The sequence below is a fragment of the Lactobacillus sp. ESL0677 genome, assembly GCF_029392875.1.
In the GTDB taxonomy this organism is placed as follows: Bacteria; Bacillota; Bacilli; order Lactobacillales; family Lactobacillaceae; genus Lactobacillus.
The window spans coordinates 201,356-221,317 of sequence record NZ_CP113946.1 but is presented as its reverse complement, the minus strand read 5'-3'; the positions used below and the strand labels follow the sequence as shown (position 1 = coordinate 221,317).

At 40.5% G+C, this 19,962-nt stretch carries 19 protein-coding genes and 1 riboswitch; of the genes, 1 reads left to right on the top strand and 18 read right to left on the bottom strand.

Annotated elements, in window-relative coordinates; genetic code table 11:
* Positions 1-110 precede the first annotated feature (110 nt).
* Positions 111-1,937, bottom strand: a complete 1,827-nt coding sequence (locus OZX76_RS01170; protein WP_277180254.1) for an FAD-binding protein — start codon at positions 1,935-1,937, stop codon at positions 111-113.
* Between the two features lie 118 nt (positions 1,938-2,055).
* On the opposite strand from OZX76_RS01170, the gene OZX76_RS01165 reads away from it, so the two are divergent.
* Positions 2,056-2,970: a LysR family transcriptional regulator gene (locus tag OZX76_RS01165; RefSeq protein ID WP_277180252.1), complete on the top strand. Its 915-nt coding sequence runs from the start codon at positions 2,056-2,058 to the stop codon at positions 2,968-2,970.
* A 75-nt stretch (positions 2,971-3,045) separates the two neighbouring features.
* Here the strand turns inward: OZX76_RS01165 and ribH are convergent, their stop codons facing one another.
* The 17 genes from ribH to noc all read right to left on the bottom strand — a co-directional run bounded on the left by ribH (position 3,046) and on the right by noc (position 19,958).
* Positions 3,046-3,519 (bottom strand): 6,7-dimethyl-8-ribityllumazine synthase, encoded by a 474-nt coding sequence (gene ribH / locus OZX76_RS01160; RefSeq protein WP_277133281.1) that lies wholly within the window; start codon positions 3,517-3,519, stop codon positions 3,046-3,048.
* Between the two features lies 1 nt (position 3,520).
* On the bottom strand, positions 3,521-4,747 hold the full coding sequence (gene ribA, locus OZX76_RS01155; protein WP_277180250.1) for a GTP cyclohydrolase II: 1,227 nt from the start codon (positions 4,745-4,747) through the stop codon (positions 3,521-3,523).
* 10 nt (positions 4,748-4,757) lie between these two features.
* Positions 4,758-5,363 carry a riboflavin synthase gene (gene ribE, locus OZX76_RS01150; protein WP_277180248.1) on the bottom strand — a complete coding sequence of 202 codons (606 nt, stop codon included), beginning with the start codon at positions 5,361-5,363 and terminating at the stop codon, positions 4,758-4,760.
* Positions 5,364-6,410, bottom strand: coding sequence for a bifunctional diaminohydroxyphosphoribosylaminopyrimidine deaminase/5-amino-6-(5-phosphoribosylamino)uracil reductase RibD (ribD, locus tag OZX76_RS01145; RefSeq protein ID WP_277180246.1), 1,047 nt, complete (start codon positions 6,408-6,410; stop codon positions 5,364-5,366). It abuts the gene before it with no gap.
* Positions 6,411-6,536: 126 nt separating this feature from the next.
* Positions 6,537-6,675, bottom strand: a riboswitch (FMN riboswitch).
* A 101-nt stretch (positions 6,676-6,776) separates the two neighbouring features.
* A complete protein-coding gene (locus tag OZX76_RS01140) occupies positions 6,777-6,980 on the bottom strand; it encodes a hypothetical protein (protein WP_277180244.1) in 204 nt (67 codons plus the stop codon).
* Positions 6,981-7,133: 153 nt separating this feature from the next.
* Positions 7,134-7,880 (bottom strand): amino acid racemase, encoded by a 747-nt coding sequence (locus OZX76_RS01135; RefSeq protein WP_277180242.1) that lies wholly within the window; start codon positions 7,878-7,880, stop codon positions 7,134-7,136.
* A 12-nt stretch (positions 7,881-7,892) separates the two neighbouring features.
* Entirely contained in the window at positions 7,893-9,464 is a 1,572-nt protein-coding gene (locus OZX76_RS01130) for a UDP-N-acetylmuramoyl-L-alanyl-D-glutamate--2,6-diaminopimelate ligase (protein ID WP_277180240.1), read from the bottom strand.
* A gap of 45 nt (positions 9,465-9,509) precedes the next feature.
* A complete protein-coding gene (locus OZX76_RS01125) occupies positions 9,510-10,664 on the bottom strand; it encodes a HAMP domain-containing sensor histidine kinase (RefSeq protein ID WP_277180238.1) in 1,155 nt (384 codons plus the stop codon).
* A gap of 4 nt (positions 10,665-10,668) precedes the next feature.
* A complete protein-coding gene (locus OZX76_RS01120) occupies positions 10,669-11,355 on the bottom strand; it encodes a response regulator transcription factor (RefSeq protein ID WP_277133269.1) in 687 nt (228 codons plus the stop codon).
* 158 nt (positions 11,356-11,513) lie between these two features.
* Positions 11,514-13,376, bottom strand: a complete 1,863-nt coding sequence (locus OZX76_RS01115; protein WP_277180236.1) for an ABC transporter ATP-binding protein — start codon at positions 13,374-13,376, stop codon at positions 11,514-11,516.
* A 9-nt stretch (positions 13,377-13,385) separates the two neighbouring features.
* The gene (locus tag OZX76_RS01110; protein WP_277180234.1) at positions 13,386-15,110 is read right to left on the bottom strand and encodes an ABC transporter ATP-binding protein; all 1,725 of its coding nucleotides are present in this window, start codon (positions 15,108-15,110) and stop codon (positions 13,386-13,388) included.
* A gap of 144 nt (positions 15,111-15,254) precedes the next feature.
* Positions 15,255-16,046 carry a DUF1129 family protein gene (locus OZX76_RS01105; RefSeq protein WP_277180232.1) on the bottom strand — a complete coding sequence of 264 codons (792 nt, stop codon included), beginning with the start codon at positions 16,044-16,046 and terminating at the stop codon, positions 15,255-15,257.
* A gap of 9 nt (positions 16,047-16,055) precedes the next feature.
* Complete coding sequence (gene ychF / locus OZX76_RS01100; protein ID WP_277143850.1) at positions 16,056-17,156, bottom strand: redox-regulated ATPase YchF; 1,101 nt, start codon at positions 17,154-17,156, stop codon at positions 16,056-16,058.
* Positions 17,157-17,187: 31 nt separating this feature from the next.
* Positions 17,188-17,457: a DUF951 domain-containing protein gene (locus OZX76_RS01095; protein ID WP_277133262.1), complete on the bottom strand. Its 270-nt coding sequence runs from the start codon at positions 17,455-17,457 to the stop codon at positions 17,188-17,190.
* A complete protein-coding gene (locus OZX76_RS01090; protein WP_277180230.1) occupies positions 17,450-18,337 on the bottom strand; it encodes a ParB/RepB/Spo0J family partition protein in 888 nt (295 codons plus the stop codon). Before OZX76_RS01090 ends, OZX76_RS01095 begins: the two co-directional genes overlap by 8 nt.
* The gene (locus OZX76_RS01085; protein WP_277180228.1) at positions 18,315-19,094 is read right to left on the bottom strand and encodes an AAA family ATPase; all 780 of its coding nucleotides are present in this window, start codon (positions 19,092-19,094) and stop codon (positions 18,315-18,317) included. Before OZX76_RS01085 ends, OZX76_RS01090 begins: the two co-directional genes overlap by 23 nt.
* A gap of 15 nt (positions 19,095-19,109) precedes the next feature.
* Positions 19,110-19,958, bottom strand: coding sequence for a nucleoid occlusion protein (gene noc, locus OZX76_RS01080; protein ID WP_277180226.1), 849 nt, complete (start codon positions 19,956-19,958; stop codon positions 19,110-19,112).
* Between the last annotated feature and the right edge of the window lie 4 nt (positions 19,959-19,962).

The following is a 19,962-nucleotide window of genomic DNA, read 5'->3' as shown; positions in this document are numbered from 1 at the left end:
TTCTGTTAATATAAATATAGCATATCTTAATCATTTCTTTTATATAACCAAAAAGAACATCTCCTAACTCTAGGAGGTGTTCTTGTAACTAGTTATACTTACTATATCTATTATCTTACTTTATTTAACGAATCCTTAACCGCTTCTTTAATCGCCTTACTTGTTTGTGAAGCACCAGATACAGCATCAACATCATAAGTGTTAGCTGCAATCATTTTCTTTGGAAGTTCTTGAACTGCCTTTAGTCCATAATCATCGCTCTCAGTTTGCTTTAACACTTCAATATTGGCAATCTTACCATCATCGCTAAGAGTGGTCCGAACAACTACCCCATCACCCATTCCTTGATTACTATAGCCAAGGTATTGGTTTTTACTAGTTGAGTACTTTTGATTATCTTCATCACTAGTTGCATCAAAGTTAGGATTAATACTTACATCATTTAAGTTAATTCCACCTGAAACTGGCAATTCTTGCTTAACAGCTGCCGCATTTTCACCAGCAATTTTACCAGAGATCAGACAGTCAGCTACATTACCACCAGTAGTATATTTATTAACAAATGGTGCGCCTAATTCACCTGCTTCATACAAGTGCGGAATAGGTTGGTTATCAGGATCAAGCACCTGAGCGTGATCATCACGACGTCCCCCACCTTGTGTATTTAGCATATTTTGTCTTAAAGCAATTGCATAATATGGGCCATTCTCACTGAATTCACGCAAAGTTTGTGGTTCGCGATGAAAGGCGTAATCCTTTCCTTGCTCAACCATAAAATTAAACTCTGCAATGGTATTAGTAAGTGTCTCTGGCTTCTTGCCAATCTTTTGCGCTAATTCAGTTATCGATGATGCCTTAATCGCTTTTTCCAAGAAACCTGGAACTTTCAAGCCATCGTCTGGTTCATTCTTCAATTCATCATATTTTTGTTGGTCAAAAATCATGTAAGGATGGTTTTGGTTCAACGGCACAACCCAATCACCATGATTATAAATATGACCATGACGATTCATTTCTGCTTCGTTAAAGTAACGTGTACCATCATCGCCAACAACGATGACACTACCAGTGGAGCTTTCTTGCCAAAAGACATTCAGAGCATACGTTGAACGCGCGCCTTCTTCTTGTCTTAATGACAACCCGTGGAATTGACCTAGTGACTCAAATGAACGCATATTCCATAATTGTGCGTTTACTTCTTCGAGCATCTTAATGCCGTCACCCTTGTTGTACAAAGTACCAATTGGTGACAAGTAAGAGGATTGCAAGAAGCCTTGGATCATATCTTTATTATTTTCAAAACCACCAACGGCTAAAACAACCCCATTATTCACTTTAATATTGCGCAAAACATGGTCACGTTCAATTTGAACGCCAATCACCGTTTTAGTAGCGCCATCTTGAATTAAATGTTTTGCAGGTGAAGCATACCAAACATCAATTTTATCAGATCGATCTAAAACCTTTTGCCGTAAAATCTTCCACAATGCTGCATCATCAACACCACTATGTACCAAATAGGCATCATAAGAATCCGCATCAGGTAATTCTGGATACTCTGTCACATAAGCAGTTGACGGCGTATTAGCTAGCAGCTTTTTCATGCTCACAGGCTCGACGTCTAAATATTTTCTAAAGTAATCACCCATGTTAGCCATGCCTTCAATTAAGGCATTGAAAACTTTTTTGTCAGGCTTTAATGGTGCTGCAAGGTGTTCGTGATAATTTTTCAAACCTTCAAAATCAGTCCCAGCACCGACCATTTGACCTGAATATCTTGTATTACCACCTTCATGTCCTTCTGGAGCACTGTCTACTAGCAAAACTTTTGCACCATTATCTGCTGCAAACCTTGCTGCAGTAGCACCAGCACCACCGAATCCTAGAACGGCAACATCATAAACTGCATCCCATTGAAATTTTTGATTATTAACCATAAGTAAACCTCCTATCAGTAAGTTCTTGTTCACGCTTTCATTAAATACTATAATTGGTAATATGTGAAATACTTAATTATTAAAATCAGTATTACAAAATAGGTATAGGTAAATATTAATGAACAATCGCTTATTGATTTTTTTGGAAACATTAGAAAACAGCAATTCAATTTCGGAAGCGGCGCAAAAATTGTACTTGAGTCAGCCCTATCTTAGTCGCGTCATTAAAAAGTACGAACAAAAATACAATGTTATTTTAGTTAAGCGCGATACTAAGCCAATCAAATTAACACCAGCAGCGCACCTATTAATTAAATATTTACGGAAAAACTTGCAGCTGCAGCATCAATTAAAAGTAAAAATGAAGCAGTATGAAAAAAATTATTTCCCTACCTTACAAATGGGAATTACACCGCCATTAGGTGAAAGATTCAACTTAGTCGTATTGCCGCAATTATTTGCAAAGTTCCCTAACCTGCAAACCAAAACTTTCGAATTAAGCACGGCAGATGCCGAAAAAGCCTTTCAGGATGGGCAATTAGATCTTTTTGTCGGCAACACGATTCTCCTACCAAATGTTAAAAATGAAAGCTTATACACTTCAGCACAAGTTTTGGTTCTAGGACGGCACTCACATTTATACGAAGCTGGTAAACATGAAATCAAGCTGTTAGCTCAGGATTTAAATAAAATCAATCACGAAAAATTTATCGTGACCGATGGTGAGCGAGGCTACCAAGCAATTATCAACAATTACTTTAGCAACATTGGCCTAGAATTCTATCCCACTATCCACGTTCGTGATTCCACAACTGCACTTAAATTAGCTGAACTAGGATTAGGAAATATGACGACCAGTATCGAAGCTGTTAATGAGCAAAAGCCGTCTAATATCAACTATGTCCGTCTACCTAGACATGAAATTAACGTTAATTTTTCTATTTCCACAATCAAGTCGCAACCAAAACTCACAGATGAAATTAACTACGCAACGCAAATTCTAAAAAAAGATTTTGTCGATAAAATTATTTAACATCACAAAAAAGCCATGACTTCTTCTCAGTCATGGCTTTTTAAGCATGTATTTATGTAAGAAAAAATGGCAATATTACAAATTGTTGATTTGCTCTTCCAGGCTTAAAACCTCTAAGATATCCGTTGCGCATTCAGCACCCTTATTACCAGATTTACCACCAGCACGATCAGTTGCTTGAGCAACAGTATCGGTCATTAAGACGCCAAACATTACTGGCACTGGGCCATTAGCAGTGGCTGCTGCTAATTGTGATGCTGTACCTTCACAAACATAAGTATAGTGGTCAGTTTCACCGCGAATAACTGCGCCCAAAGCAATAATGCCATCGACCTTGCCACTTTTAGCCAAACAGTTAACAGTCCGCGAAATTTCATATGCTCCTGGCACGTGAACAACAACGATATTGTCGCTAGATACACCGGACATCTTCAATTGTTCCAAAGCGCCGCTAAGCAAGCGATCAGTCACAACACCATTAAATTTGGCAACCACAATCCCAATTCTTTTATCTTGCTGTGCCACTAATTTTCCTGTCAGTTCTTTCATTTTAGTCTACCTCGTTTAAAATATGATTCATTTCGTGCTTCTTGGTGCTCAAGTATTGTCTGTTTTCCTCAGTGAGACCAACTTCCATTGGAATTCGTTCCACTACCTGCACGCCAAAGTTTTCTAACTGGGCAACCTTATCTGGATTGTTAGTCATTAATTTAACTTCTGTGATACCTTTTTGGCGTAAAATTTCGCCAGCAACATTATAGCGGCGGGCATCAACAGGCAAACCTAATTGCTGATTAGCTTCAACAGTGTTCATGCCTTCATCCTGCAATTTGTATGCGCGCAATTTGTTTTCCAGACCAATTCCGCGGCCTTCTTGACGCAAATACAGCACGGCACCCGAGCCATTTTCTTCAATTTTAGTCAAAGCTTCTGCCAGTTGTGCACCGCAATCACAGCGCTTAGAACCAAAAACATCCCCAGTCAAACATTCACTGTGCAAACGCAACAAGAGTGGCTCACCCGGTTTAATTTCACCCTTACTAATTAGCAATGTTGGCTGCTTGTCTGGGTGCTTACTATCTCTAAAGCCTTCAAGTTGGAAATGGCCATATTTAGTTGGAAAATCAACTTTAGTAATGGATTCAATTGCCAAATCTTTATTTTCTTGCCGTTTACGGTATTCAATTAATTCCTCAATTGTCAAGTAAGGAATGCCCAGCCCTTCTGCTAATGCCTTCAAGTCCTTACGGCGAGCCATCGTACCATCTTTTTTAATGCATTCACAGATAAATCCGACTGGGGCAACTCCGGCTAAACGAGCCAAATCAAGTGCGGCTTCAGTATGACCAGTCCGCTCTAAAACGCCGCCTTCTTTGGCAACCAATGGAAAAACGTGACCAGGATGATAAAAATCATCCCATTGACTATTAGGGTCTGCCAACTTTTTAATCGTTTTAGCCCGATCAAAAGCAGAAATTCCCGTTGTTGTCTCGGTTGAGTCGACACTAAGAGTAAAGGCTGTACCGAAAGTATCATTTGAACCCGTTTCAAGTGGACTTAATTGTAAGCGGTCAGCGTATGCCTTACTCATCGGTACACATAATAGGCCGCGAGCTTTAGAAATCATGGTGTTAACCATTTGCGGGGTTACTTTTTCTGCCAAACCAATCATGTCACCCTCAGACTCACGTTGTGGTGAATCTGCCACGATAACCAAGCCACCATTTCTCATATGATCAAGAATTTTGGCCATTTTTTCGTTTAATTCGTCCTTCATTTTTATCCTCCTAAAATTCTTTTTTCCACGCCTGAATCTGCTTAACTGCGTAACGACCAATCATATCAACCTCAATATTAACGTGATCGCCAACCTGGCAATTAGCTAACGTGGTATTGGCAATAGTAAACGGAATTAGACTAACGCCAAAGACATCGTTTTCTGCCATTGTGACCGTCAAACTAATACCATCAATTGCAATTGAGCCTTTTTCAACAATATACGGATCATACTTGTGCGGCACTTGGAAGCGCAGCTCGATTGAATTTTCTGTTTCTGTACGCTTAATTAATTCCGCCGTTGTATCAATATGACCAGCAACAATATGACCGTCAAGCGTGCCGTTGACACTAACGGATGGTTCCAAATTAACTAAACTGCCATTAGTAAGGTTGCCTAAGTTTGTTCGCTTCATTGTTTCTGGCATTACATCAACCGTAAACTCATCATTATCCCATGCGGTAACTGTCAGACAAATACCGTTGACTGCAATACTGGCGCCAAGTGGCAGATCTTTTTGGGCCATTTTGGCTGAAGTAATACCTAACTTGGCATGCTTTTCTGTAATGTCTAAGCGCGTAATTTTACCCGTGCCTTGAATTATTCCTGTAAACATTTATCCTCTCCTTGCGCAAATGCGCACATCTTGACCCAATTGTTGGACATTAAGAAGTTGATACTGCAATTTAGCACTTAAAGCTGGGCCAACTGCTGCCGGTAAGCCGGTACCGCCTAAAACTTGCGGAGCAACATAAGCAATAATTTCATCTGCCAAGTCAGCGGCAATAAATTCAGCTTGAATCTGGCTGCCACCTTCAACTAGTAGTGACTGGATTTCACGCTGCGCAAGTAACGCCACAATTTTTTCTGGCGTCCATTTTTCAGCCGTTAGACATTCAACGTTTTCGCCTATTTTTTTAGTTAATGGTTGTTCACTAAGCAGCCAAATTTGTCCCGGTAATTGAAATAATTGCTTAGTAAAATCAAGTTGGTTGGCATCCCGCGTGACTACAATCCTAATTGGCGGAATTGGCAAATTCTTAATTCTTACTGTTAATTGCGGATCGTCAATGCGTAATGTGTTAGCACCAATTAAAATCGCTTGATTACGGCACCGCAGTTTTTGGACATCAATTTGGGCTGCATCACCTGTTAAAAACGTTCGCTTCTGCTTAGCTTCATTAATTTTGCCATCAAGTGACATCGCATACTTGAGCGTGACAAACGGGCGCTTTTTTTGATAGAAAAAGTTATAGCGCTCATATAACTGCTCTACACCGCCAATTACTTCGGTTTCAAGGCCATGCTCATTTAAATATTGCATCCCCTTGCCGCCGACAATTTGATGCGGATCTACCTGACCAACTACCACACGCTTAATGCCAACTTCCACTACACGCTTAGCACATGGTGGCTGCTTGCCGTAATGGCTGCATGGCTCTAGCGTCACGTACAAAGTCGCACCTTGCGCTAGGCTTGGCTTAGCTAAATGCGACAACGTGTTAATCTCGGCATGCTCTTTACCATATTGGTGGTGGTAGCCTGTTGCCAATACTTGCCCATCTTTAACCAAAACCGCACCAACAAGCGGATTAGTCCAAGTCGCACCCTGTGCTTTTAAAGCTTCATGAACGGCCATCTGCATGTAATCCTTGTCTTGCACTATCTTCACTTCCTAAATACACAAAAAAAGACCCCGTTGATTATTTCAACGAGGTCCATTCATTATTAACCAAATATGATTTCAGCGAAGTTCACTCAAAACGACGCGAGTCAAATATTAGTCGTATTTGTTCTTCTCCCATCCAGACTTTAACTGTCGGTGCTAGACTCACACTAGCTCCACCGCGATGTACGCGGGTCACGGACTTCAGCTTACTTAGGCTGTCACCGTCGGTCAGGAATTACACCCTGCCCCGAAGAAACCGTATTCAATTACTTTAAGAATAAGCTAGACGTTACCAAATGTCAATAGTTAAAGTTACAAAAGGTAATTAAAGACAAGCTCCTTCCCCTTGGCTCTAGTAGTTTAGCTCAATAATATTTCCCAATCAGTCAAACTTACTGGCAGATTGTTATTTTTAATAAAGTACTTTTTAAACGCCTTACCAAAGGCTAATTGTTCTTGATCGCGATGTTGATAGATGTCCTTGAGGGTCAAGCAGGCAGTTACCGCCAAGTTAACAGCCAAAATAATTAATAAACCAACCAGTATGTATAAAAGATAAAGCATCGTCCTACCTCTTTTGCAAATATCATTTAGTATTGTATTACTTACATAATACACTAAACTATAATTGCAAAATTGTCAATCAATTATGTGAAATCGATTACAATTTTCCGTAAAAAAGAAGAATCTGGGGTTTTCAGATTCTTCTTTTTAAGTTTAATACAAGTACTTTTTAGCAGCTTCTTTAGAATCCATCCCCGCACGTATTTTCAGCGACAATTCAATAGCCACGTCGGCAATAATTGATTGGGGATCAATCACGTTGTATGGGTGGTCCGGTGCCTTTTCCTGAGCCAAGGACAATTCCGTACAGCCAAGCAAAATCACGTTACAGCCATATTTATCATGCATTAATTGCAAAATATGATGGTATAAATCGTGATCAACTACGCCTTTTTCCTTGATATTAGCATAAATTAGTTTAGTTACCAGCGGTTGAATTTCTGGTCCGCCAAGCTCAACCTCACGCCCAACTGCCTTAATCTCATCGGCATAAAGATGGTCATAGATCGATCCTTCGGTTGCAATTAGGCCAATCTTAGGTTCATCCGGGTACTTTTCAACAAACTGGTGCACGGCAATGCGCATCATGTGCAAAAACGGAATATCCGTCAATTTGGCAAGGTCATCGTAAAAATAATGCGCGGTATTACACGGCATAACGAAAAAGTCAGGCCCCAATTTTGCTTGTCCCAAAACATCTTCACGTAAGTCTACCAAACAATTAGGCTTAGTATGATCCTTGATATACGCTGTTCTATCTGGAATTTGCGCATCATTAACCAAAATATAATTTAAATAATCTTGATCCTTCGCAATTTTTACCCGATGATTCAATAACCGAACGTAGCTTTCAGTGGCAATTGTCCCCATGCCACCAATAATACTAAAAAAATGCTTCATTTTTCTGCTCTTTTACTTATTAAAGTGCTCGCTCTGACCTTCCAATTCGTCAATGACTTGCTGGGCAACAACAATATCTGATGGATACGGGGTATCAATACCGCGCACCTTTTGGAAACCATCGGCACCCTTGCCGCAAATTAACACAACATCGCCAGAGTGAGCCATACTGATCGCATCATGAATGGCTTTCGTGCGGTCAAGTTCAATCGTTACATCAACCTTGGCATGATCGATACCGGCGTCAATTTCTTCTGCAATATCCTTCGGATCTTCAAATCCCGGATCATCTGACGTTAAAAAGGCCTTGTCTGCGTATGCATTTAAGCTTTGACTAAAACCAGGTCTGCGCGACACACCCTTATCCCCGGGAGCACCAACGACCACAATAATTTTAGGATTATTAAATTCACGCTGCATAAAGCTCATTAACGCCATCATCGACGCCTTATTATGGGCATAATCAACCACAACAATCCCATGATCCTTAGTCACTTCCGTCTGCATTCTGCCCGGCACAGTAACGTTGCTAATTCCTTTAGCAGCATCGGCGTAACTTAGACCAGCTAGACCAGCACCGATAATTGCGGCGGTCCCGTTTGACTCGTTAAAGTCACCCAGCATCTTCAACTTATAATCCCCAGCAATTGCCAGTTCCTTAGCCTTATCTGTTGCGCACAAAACTTGGAAGCGGGTTTCTGCCATATCACTTTCTTCTGAAGAAAAGCGGAAGTCAATCAGTGCCTTCAAATTAGGATTAGTGAATTTTTCATCCGCAAATAGATAAATACTATCCGGATCAGTCGTCGTTGTTGCAGCAGCGTAAATTTCATCAAAGTGATCACTTTGAGCATTGATAATACACTTGCGTGCATTAACCATCAACTGTAATTTGCAGTGCAGATAATCCGCAAAATTAGGGTGTTCATTTGGTCCAATATGATCTGGCGAAATATTTAAGAAAAAGCCCAAATCATAAGTTAAACCAAAGACACGGTTCTTTTTATAAGCTTGGCTGGAAACTTCCATTACCAAATGCGTCATCCCATTATCAACCGCGCGCCGCATATCACGGAATAAGTCCAGTGACTCCGGCGTTGTCAGACTAGACTTGAAACTGTCTTCAGGTTTGGTCCCAACAACATCATTAACTGATGAAATCAGTGCCGTCTTGCCGCCATTGACTTGGTCCAACATCCCTTTTAGAAAGTATGCCGTTGTCGTTTTACCCTTTGTTCCCGTAATAGCCACAACAAATAGGTCATCTTGAGGAAAACGGAAAAACGCTGCCGATAGCAGTGCCATTGCCTTAGAAACATCGCGCACAATTAACGCGTGCATCCCTTTGCCTTCTGGATAAGGTTGCTCGGCAACGTAACAATTAGCGCCATTATCCTTAGCCATTAATAAGTAAGTCGGTCGAAAGCCAGCACCCTTGCAGAAAAACAAGGTGTTAGTCTTAATGTCACGTGAATCGTATGATACATATTCCATCTTAGTCGCGACAGTATCTTGAACAGCACTTGATTTCAACAAGTGGTGTTCTTTCAAAATTAAAATACAGGTATTTAAGGAAATACTCATTCTGTGCCCCTCTGTTTTTTTATCTCAGTCAAAATTATAACACAGCTAGCCAGTTGTTTTATCATTCTTTAAATCTAACGGCAATTGAATAATAAAGCGCGTCCAGTCATCATCGGATTCACAGCGGATTTTACCATGATGCAAATCAACAATACTCTTGGTAATCGATAATCCCAAGCCCGTGCCGCCAGTCTGCGTATTGCGTGAGGTTTCTACACGGTAGAAGCGCTCAAAAATTTTCTTCAGTGACGACTGCGGAATCTTGGCACCATTGTTTTCTACCCGCAATTCAACCTCATTGTCATTTACTAAATTAGCAATCAAATTAATCTGACTCGCACCGCTGCCGTACTTGAGCGCATTAGTAATCAGATTGTTATAAACTCGCACCAATTTTTCTGGGTCTGCCTGAATTGTTAAGTCCTTTGGGCGCACCTCAATCTGAAACTTGATATTTTTTTCTTCAGCTTCAAATTCAAACCCCGCCTCTACTTGCTCCAACATTGAAAAAATGTGTAGCGGCGACAGATTTAATTTTGTCGTGGTTGACTTAAGCGTTGTGTATTCAAGTAAGTCATGCGCCAAAGACTTCATCTGCTCAGCCTTAGTGTAGGCAATATCCAAGTACTTTTGCTGGTCCTTAGGATCTGATACTCCCGTTTTTAACAAACCCAAATAACCAATAATCGATGTCAGTGGTGTTCGAATATCGTGCGAAACATTGCTAATCAGCTCATCTTTGGACTGCTCAATTGCCTTTTCCTCATTAATTGCGGTCACCGTGCTGTCAACTAGAGAATTAATCGAGTCAATTACCTTCTGCAAGTCAGTCTTCACCTTAAAAGATATGCAATGGTCAAAGTGACCTTGAGCAATATAATGCAATTCCGAAATTACGTGGCGTAGTTGCATCTGGTGGTAGCGCCGAATTAAGCGCCAATACAGCACAATTAAATCGCCAGCACCCATTAGCAGCAAAAAAGTGTGTTGCCACGACCACATATGCCGCCCGCCAAAAACCGTGACAGTTTTTTTAAGAAAGTAAATGCCATTAATCAGATTCTTATCGCGCAAAATCGTCAAATTGACCAAAATAATAATTGATAAGTTAAGCAGCAGTAGCAATACTACCGTAATGACGCCCTCAGCAAACAGTTCGCTCTTTTCTGCAGCTGTTAACTTGACGCGTTCTTTTTTCATTTAATTACGCCTCGACTTTGTAGCCAACTCCCCAAACAGTCTGAATGACATCTTCGCCACCTGTCGCCTTTTGGATTTTATCGCGTAAGTGCGACACGTGAACCATGACTGTTTTAGCAGAAACAATCGACTCTTGCTGCCAAACACGTTCAAAAATTTCATCGGCTGAAAATACTCGATTAGGATGGCTTGCTAGCAAATATAAAATACCAAACTCCAATGCAGTTAACTGAATGTCCTTGCCGTCAATTGTCTTAACTTCGTGTGAATCGCGGTTAATCACTAACGGTCCAACCTCTAAGACATCGGGCTTTTCATCCTTAACCTGCTTTTGACTGCGCCGCAGTAATGAACGCACTCGAGCCATCACTTCCAACGGATTAAACGGCTTTGACACATAATCGTCAGCACCTGTAATCAGTCCTTGAATCTTATCCATATCGCCAGTCTTGGCTGAAACAATAATAATCGGAATGTCGGAATCCTTGCGTACTTCTTTAATCACATCAATTCCACTCATATTCGGCATCATGACGTCCAAAATCATTAACGCAATATCTGGCGTAGTCGTTAAACGGGTAATTGCCTCCTTACCACTATATGCCGCAACTGGCGTGTAACCTTCATTTTTTAAATAAATGCTCAACAACTCAACGATTTCTTTATCATCATCAACAACCAAAATTTTCATAGGGCGTATCCTCCCCTTTATTTAAGTTCTATTAATCATCGGGCACTAAGGCCTATGCTTAACATTTTAATCATTTTTAAGGTCAAAGCCTACTAATCAGGCATAATTTTATCTTTTTATTAAAAAAGAGCTGAGAAACTCTCAACTCTTTAGCAAAACTATTCAATTTCTTTCTTACCAGTGTATAACTCGTAATAGTAGCCCTTCTCCTTAATAAGCTTATCGTGGTTACCGGCCTCAATAATATGACCGTGGTCAAGCACAAGGATTAAGTCAGAGTTAACAATTGTGGATAATCTGTGGGCAATAACGAAACTCGTCCGGCCAGCAAGAAGGTTATCCATCCCAGCCTGAACCAATTTTTCAGTTTGCGTATCAATACTCGATGTTGCTTCATCCAAAATCATTACGGGTTCGTCAGCAATCATTGCTCGCGCAATACTGAGCAGTTGCATTTGTCCTTGAGACAAGTCCCCACCGTTACCGTCAATAATTGTCTTGTAGCCGTCATCCAAATGATGAATAAACTCGTCAGCGTGCGATAAGCGAGCTGCTTGGTAAACTTCATCATCACTAGCTTCTGGATTACCAAAACGAATATTATCCATAATAGTACCCGTAAACATGTGCGTATCCTGCAGAACGATAGACAGTGACTGCCGCAAGTCGTCCTTCTTAATCCGCGTAATCGGAATCCCGTCATAAGTAATTGTTCCCGACGCAATTTCGTAGAACCGGTTAATCATGTTGGAAATCGTAGTCTTACCAGCACCAGTTTCACCAACCAAGGCAACCTTCATTCCCGGCTTAGCATCAATTGAAATATTGTACAAAATCTGCTTATCTGGTGAATAACTAAAGTTAACATTGTCAAAAACAATGTGGCCCTTAACTCTAATTTTCTTAACTGAACCGTCTTTTTGCGGTACATTCCAGTACCAACTGCCCTTAACGTCCTCATCTTTAGAAATCGTAACGTCACCATTATCAATTTCAACTGGTTGGTCTTCTAATTGGAAAATCCGTTCAGCACCTGCTAAGGCCATAACGATTGAGTTCAACTGTTGCGAAATCTGCGCAATTGGCATTGCAAATTGCTTTGATAATTGCAGGAAGGCGCCGATTACACCAAGTGATAATGGCGCAATCTTGTTAATGGCAACCGCACCACCAAGAACGGCAATAATAACATACAGCAGGTTACCAACGTTACCCATAATTGGGAACAAAACTGTGGCGTAAGTGTTGGCCTTACCAGAAGCATCCCGCAAACTTTCATTATATTTGTCAAAATCTGCTTCAACTTCTGGTTCATGACTGAAGACCTTAATCACTTTCAAGCCGCTTAACATTTCTTCATTATAACCGTTGACTTGACCCAATTCTTTTTGCTGAAGCTTGAAGAAGTGAGCTGAGCGCGTAGTCAAAAACTTAACAATCCCGATTGACAGGGCGAAAATAATCAACGTGAAAATGGTTAATTGCCAACTCAAGCTGAACATTGCAGCCAAAACAAAGACTAAGTTCAATGTTGAGTTCATAAACTGTGGAATTGACTGCGAAATCATCTGCATCAGCGTATCGATATCGTTAGTATACCGACTCATGATGTCACCGTAGTCATTTTCATCAAAGTATGAAATCGGCAATTGTTCCATGTGACTAAACATTTCATTTCTAACTCTGTACTGCGTCTTTTGTGCCAAAACAGCCATCAAAACAGCAAACAGGTAGTTAGAAATAAAACCAATTGCATAAATGCCAAACATAACCTCAATTGCATGGAGTAATGGCATAAAGTTAGGTTGTGCCTGCTTCAATAACGGCATGATGTAATCATTAATTAGTCGCTCAATAAATAGTGACCCTAAAACATTGGCACCAGCCGCTAAGACAATCGCAATCATTGATGTGATGAGCATCCATGGACTAGTAGTTGCGACTAATTTAAGTAACCGCCACAAAGTAGTGGAACGCTTACCGCCCTTACTTGCATTTTTATTTTCTATTGCGTTATCCAAATTGCTCACCTACTTCTTTTGCTCTTCTTGGAACTTAGCGATTGAACTGTAAAGTTCATTGTTCTTCATCAGTTCATCGTGGGTTCCAATATCTTGAATTTTACCTTCATTCATTACAACAATTCGGTCTGCATCCTTAATAGAAACAATCCGTTGCGAAATGATAATCTTGGTTGTTTCTGGCATATTCTTAGCCAGGGCTTCCCGAATTTCACGTTCAGTCTGGGTATCAACCGCCGAAGTAGAGTCATCTAAGATTAAGATCTTTGGCTTCTTCAACAAGGCCCGAGCAATAGTAATTCTTTGCTTCTGCCCACCAGATACGTTAGTCCCGCCTTGTTCAACCATTGTGTCGTACTTATCAGGCATTTCTTGGATGAAGTCGTCTGCATGAGCTACTTTAGCTGCTGCAATTACTTCTTCATCAGTGGCATTCTCGTTACCCCACTTCAAGTTATCCTTAATGGTACCGGAGAATAAGACATTATTTTGTAAAACCATGGCAACGTTGTCGCGCAAGGTCTTCAAATCATATGACTTAACGTTGTGTCCTGACACCCGTACGGCACCAGAATCGGTATCGTAAAGCCGCGGAATCATTGATACCAATGTTGACTTCGATGATCCCGTCTTACCAATCATTCCGATTGTTTCACCCGGCCTAATGTGCAAGTTAATGTCGTTTAAAGCCAAGGCCTTATCATCATTGTCATACTTAAAGTTTACATGATCAAAAATCACTTCACCATTATTGAAGTTAGTCAATGGCTTATGTGGATTTTCAATTGATGGCTTTTCATTAATTACATCAGCAATTCTGCGGCCACTAGCACCAGAAATAACTAACTGCGTAAAGATCATTGCCAAAATGTTCAGACTGTTTAAAACAGAGTTAGAGTATGAAAACATAGAAATTAATTGACCGGTTTGCAAACTGCCACCGACAATTTCTTTAGCACCAAACCAGCAGATAGCTAGGTTAGAGATATTCAAAACAGCCATTACGATTAATGAGTTCAAAGACATAATCTTTTGTGCTGTTGAGAATAATTTGTAAATAAAACCAGATGACTTCTTAAATTCAGCCGTTTGTGGCTTTTCTTGGACGTAAGTCTTTACTTCTCGAATACCGCGAATGTTCTCCCGAACTACTTGGTTCATCCGGTCATAACCTCTAAAGATCCGTGGAAAGTATGGGTAAGCACTCTTAATCACAACTGCCAATAGCAGAATGAAAATCGGTGCCAACACAACAAAGATTAACGACAAACGCGGGCTGATGATAACTGACATAATGACTGACACAATCAGCATCATTGGTGCTCTAACCGCAATTCTGATGATCATTTGGTAGGCCATTTGAATGTTGTTAACGTCCGTCGTCATCCGCGTTACCAGACTAGCACTTGAAAACTTATCAATATTTTCAAATGAATAATCTTGAACATGATAAAACATGTCTTTACGCAAATTAGCGGCAAAGCCGGCAGCGGCGTGAGCTGACACGTAACTAGCACTAGCCCCTAAAACCAGTGAAACAATCGTCAAAATCAGAAGAATTGTGCCCCATTTAGTAATGTAGGCCATGTTCCCCTTCATAATTCCGTTGTCGATTAAAATACCGACTAGATACGGGATTAACATTTCAATGATAACTTCACCCGTGACAAATAAAGGCGACAGTAAAGACTGCTTCTTATACTGCCGAATTGATTTACGCAGTGTGTTAATCATTAAATACCTCTTTCTTTTATGTTAAACAATTATATTTTCATACCTGCAAAAAGCTTCAAAAAAGGATAAACAGACAACTTGAGCCTGTTTATCCTTTTTAGCATTTGATAGTTTAGTATAATACTTTTATAGATGAAAAGCACACTATTTGCTTTTTGCGGTCGGTGTAAAGACTGAACCAATAATCTGGTAATGCCGTCTAAAGAGCCAACGTAAACCATAAGCAACTGCTGCCACAATAATGTTTGCAAATCCTGATAAGACTGGATTGATAATCCGTAAAGCTGGAATTGACAATACCCAAATGAGTACAAATAAAATTGCTAACATGGCAATCATGCCCAAGATTAACTTAGTCCACGGAATCTTTTTGTTCCCTGTCTGAGCAGGAATAACCCATTCATTATACTTAGTCATAAAGACTCCCATCATTGCCCCAACAACTAAGAGAGTCAAAATTCCCATTTGTGAGCTTTGCGCACTTGCCTTTTGGTTAGTTTGGAACAAGGCAATTACGCCAAACAACCCAACGAAAATTGCGATGTACAGTAAGGCACTATCAACAGCATATTGCCAGAACGGAATATCTGCTGGCGTGCGTACTTTGGGCTTTAACATATCAGCAGCCTTTAGTTTAGGTGCCATATTGTAGTAGGTGCTAGCGGGTTGACCGTGATGTTGTGCCACAACTAATTGCGGCAATATCTCATCGACCTTGCTGACTGCTTCAGCTTGACTGAGCTTGCCCTGTAATTCCAATTCTTTTTGCAAACGAAAAACATAGTCAGAGTTCTTATTGCTCAATTCTTTACGCAATTCTGCCGGCTCAAGCTGCTTAACTTGATCATCCTTATTCTGACTTTCAATCTTGTCTTTTAACTTTTCCTGCTTATTAGTATCGATTTTTGCTTGTTCTTCTTTTTTCTCTTCTGCCATTATTTTGTCCTAAACGTTAAATCTAAATTCAATAATGTCGCCGTCTTGAACTTCATAGTCCTTACCTTCAAGGCGTAATTTACCAGCTTCCTTAACCTTTTGCATAGTTTCAAACTGATCTAAGTCGGTGTATGAAACAACTTCTGCTCGAATAAAGCCACGTTCAAAGTCTGAGTGGATAACACCAGCAACTTGTGGCGCCTTCATCCCTTCGTGGAATGTCCAAGCTCTAGTTTCTGGGCCACCAGCTGTAAAGAATGTTCGTAAGCCCAAGATGTGGTAAGCAGCTCTGATTAAACGGTCAAGCCCAGATTCAGTGACACCTTCTGCTTCCAAAAATTCGGCTTTTTCGTCATCATCAAGGCCAGCAATTTCTTCTTCAGTAGCAGCTGAAATACCTAAGCATTCCGCATTTTCACTCTCAGCGTGCTTCTTAACAATTTGATAAAATTCATCACTTTCTGGATCAGCCATTGATTCTTCGGCAATATTAGCTACATAAATCACTGGCTTATCTGTTAGCAGGAAGAAGCCCTTAACCAACTTTTGTTCATCATCAGTAAATTCAATTGATCTAACTGCTTTGCCTTCTTCCAAAACCGGCTTAATTTTTTGCAAAACTGCATATTCAGCCTTGGCTTCCTTATCATTTTGCTGGGCAATCTTCTTAACTTTATTAATTCGGCGGTTAACAGCATCAAGGTCGGCAATTGCTAATTCCAAATTAATAGTGTTGATGTCTTCTTCTGGATCAACTTTACCGGTAACGGAAGTAATGTTTTCATCTTCAAAGGCCCGCACAACGTGAATGATGGCATCAGTTTGACGAATGTTCTCAAGGAACTTATTACCTAAGCCTTCACCCTTTGACGCACCCTTAACTAGTCCAGCAATATCAGTAAATTCAAAAGTAGTATGGACAATTTTCTTAGCCGGAATAAGCTCCTGAATCCGTGCAAGCCGCTTATCAGGTACTTCAACCATCCCCACATTTGGCTCAATCGTCGCAAACGGATAGTTGGCCATCTCGGCTCCAGCTTTAGTAATTGCATTAAATAACGTGGACTTACCAACATTCGGCAAGCCAACAATCCCAGCAGTTAATGACATCTTTATCCTCTTTTTCTATTTAAAATCTTACTTATTCTTGTTTAGAACCCGGTCTGATAATTTCATCTTTGGGAACATAAAATTCCTTTTTGTTATTGACCGGATCATTTGCCTTAGTCAAAATCTTTTTCAAATTATGAGTAAACTTGCCGCGCGGCATCAACACCACATGTCCGCAGCCCATGCACTTGAGTCTGATATCCGCACCCAGCCGCAAAACTTCCCAATCGTTAACTTTGCATGCGTGGGGCTTTTTCATCTGAACGGTATCAGCTAAATTATAAGCAATCTCTTTATTCATCAAGATCAACACCTAAAATATCAAGAATCCGGTTCAATTCATCAACCGAGCTAAAGCCGATTGATAAATGACCCTTACCCTTCTTGCTTTCTGAAATATTGACACTTGAACCTAATTTATCAGCCAATTGGTGTTCACTAGCCCGAATAAAAGCAGACTTGTGCGTTGTTTTCTTGGTTTGCTTTTTAGCATTCAATTGCGCTACCAATGCCTCAACTTTACGCACCGGCATGCCTTCCTTAACAACTTGCTTTGCAACTTCGTCAATCTTATCCTTATTCTTGAGTCCCAATAAAGTTCTGGCTTGACCCATTGACAATTGCCCGTGTTGCAGTAAGTGCTTGGTCTTGGTTGGCAAAGTCAATAACCGCAAATAATTAGCAATATATGGCCGCGACTTGCCCATTCGTTTGGAAACTTCTTCTTGCGTTAAGCCCAAGTTTTTTTGCAGCATTTCGTACGCCTGGGCTTCCTCAAGTGGGGATAAGTCCTCACGCTGCAAGTTTTCCAAAACCGCAACTTCCATCATTTGACCTTCGTCAAAGTCACGTACAATTGCTGGGACAGTCGTCTTTTTAGCTAATTTTGATGCCCGAAAACGCCGCTCACCCGCTATAATCTCGTAGCCATTAACCGACTTACGTACAATAATTGGTTGAAAGACACCATTTTCTTTAATTGAATCAGCTAATTCCTTTAATGCTTTGTCGTCAAAGTTCTTCCGTGGCTGGTATGGATTGGGCCGAATATCACTTAGGTCAAGGTCGAGAATTTCTTCTTCGGTTTCTTCAACCTGTGGCTCATCCTCAAATAAGGCTTCAATACCACGACCAAGGCCGCCTTTTTTCTTTGGTTCTTTATTTCTTGAGTCTCTTACCATTATTCTTTAGCACCTCTTTTGCTAAATTATCATAAACCTTTGCACCACGGGAATTAGGAGCATATTCTGCAATCGATTGACCATAACTTGGTGCTTCTGCTAATTTAGTAATTCGCGGAATAATCGTCTTGTATACCTTTTTAGCAAAGTACGATTGAACTTCCTTGACTACTTCAGCGCCCAAGTTAGTCCGCGCATCTAGCATTGTCAATAAGACGCCTTCAACACCTAAATCCTTGTTAAAGTGCTTTTGCACTAAGCGAATTGTATTTAGCAGCTGGCTCAAACCTTCCATTGCGTAATACTCACTTTGAACTGGAATCAAAATCGAATCCGATGCCGTAAAGGCGTTGATTGACAGCTGTCCAAGAGACGGCGGGCAATCAATAAAAATGAAGTCATAGTCGCTGCTAACAACATCAATCGCCGACTTCAACCTAGTTTCCCGCGCCATCATGCTAATCAGTTCTGTTTCTGCTCCAGACAAGTTAATTGTAGCTGGCACCAAATCAAGATTTCGATTTGAAGTATGGAAAATAGTGTCTTTTAACGGGACGTCATTAATTAGTACGCTATAAATATCATCATTGATTTCCGACTTCTCAATTCCCATTCCGGAAGTCAAGTTTCCCTGGGGGTCAATATCAATAATTAAGATATGATAGCCACGTTCAGCCAGAGCTGCCGACAAGTTAATTGTCGTCGTTGTTTTACCAACACCACCCTTTTGGTTAGCAACCGAAATTACTTTTACCATTTTTGCTCCGCCTTCCTATTTTCTCTTCAACTCAATTGTAATCATATAATCATTAGGATCATTATTTTCCTTAACTTTGACCTTAATGCCCGATTCCTTAGCTAGCTTAACAGCTCGCTTAATCGTATTAATCTGTACTTGCAAATCCTTAGGAATGCGACTGACAGCCCGTTTGGTCTTCTCAGCCTTCTCTTGATCCTTAGCCCGTTTTTCTTTATTAACAAAATAGCCGTCGACATCTTTGACAATCTTTTCAGTATCGTTAACGTTTAAGTTGTTGGCTAAAATTTCATCCAAAACTCGGCCCTGATCCTTCTCACTAAGACCAACAAGGCACCGACCGTGACGCGGTGATATTTGGCCACTAGCTAAATAACTTTGCACCTTGGGCGTTAATTTTAACAACCGTAATTTATTAGCAACATACGATTGTGATTTGCCGATATTTTTAGCCAAGCTAGTTTGCGTCAAATTATTTAATTTCATTAAATTATCGTAAGCTTGAGCCTCATCAATTGGATTCAAATCCTCACGCTGCAAGTTTTCAATCAAAGCAAAAGAGGCGGCTTGGCTATCATCCATGTTGTTCACAATTGCTGGAATCGTCTCCCATGCAAGATGCTTGGCAGCACGGTACCGCCGCTCGCCGGCAATAATCTCATAATTATCGCCTTGTTCGCGCACGATAATCGGCTGCAAAAGGCCATCTTTATCAAGAGTTGACGCCAATTCCCGGATTGACTTATCTGAGAATTCGCGCCGCGGCTGGTAGGAATTTGCTTTAATTTTAGTTAATTCAATATCTTTAATTTGTTTATCTTTAGGAATTTCATCATGATGTCGTAAAGAAGAAAAGATTGACATATAG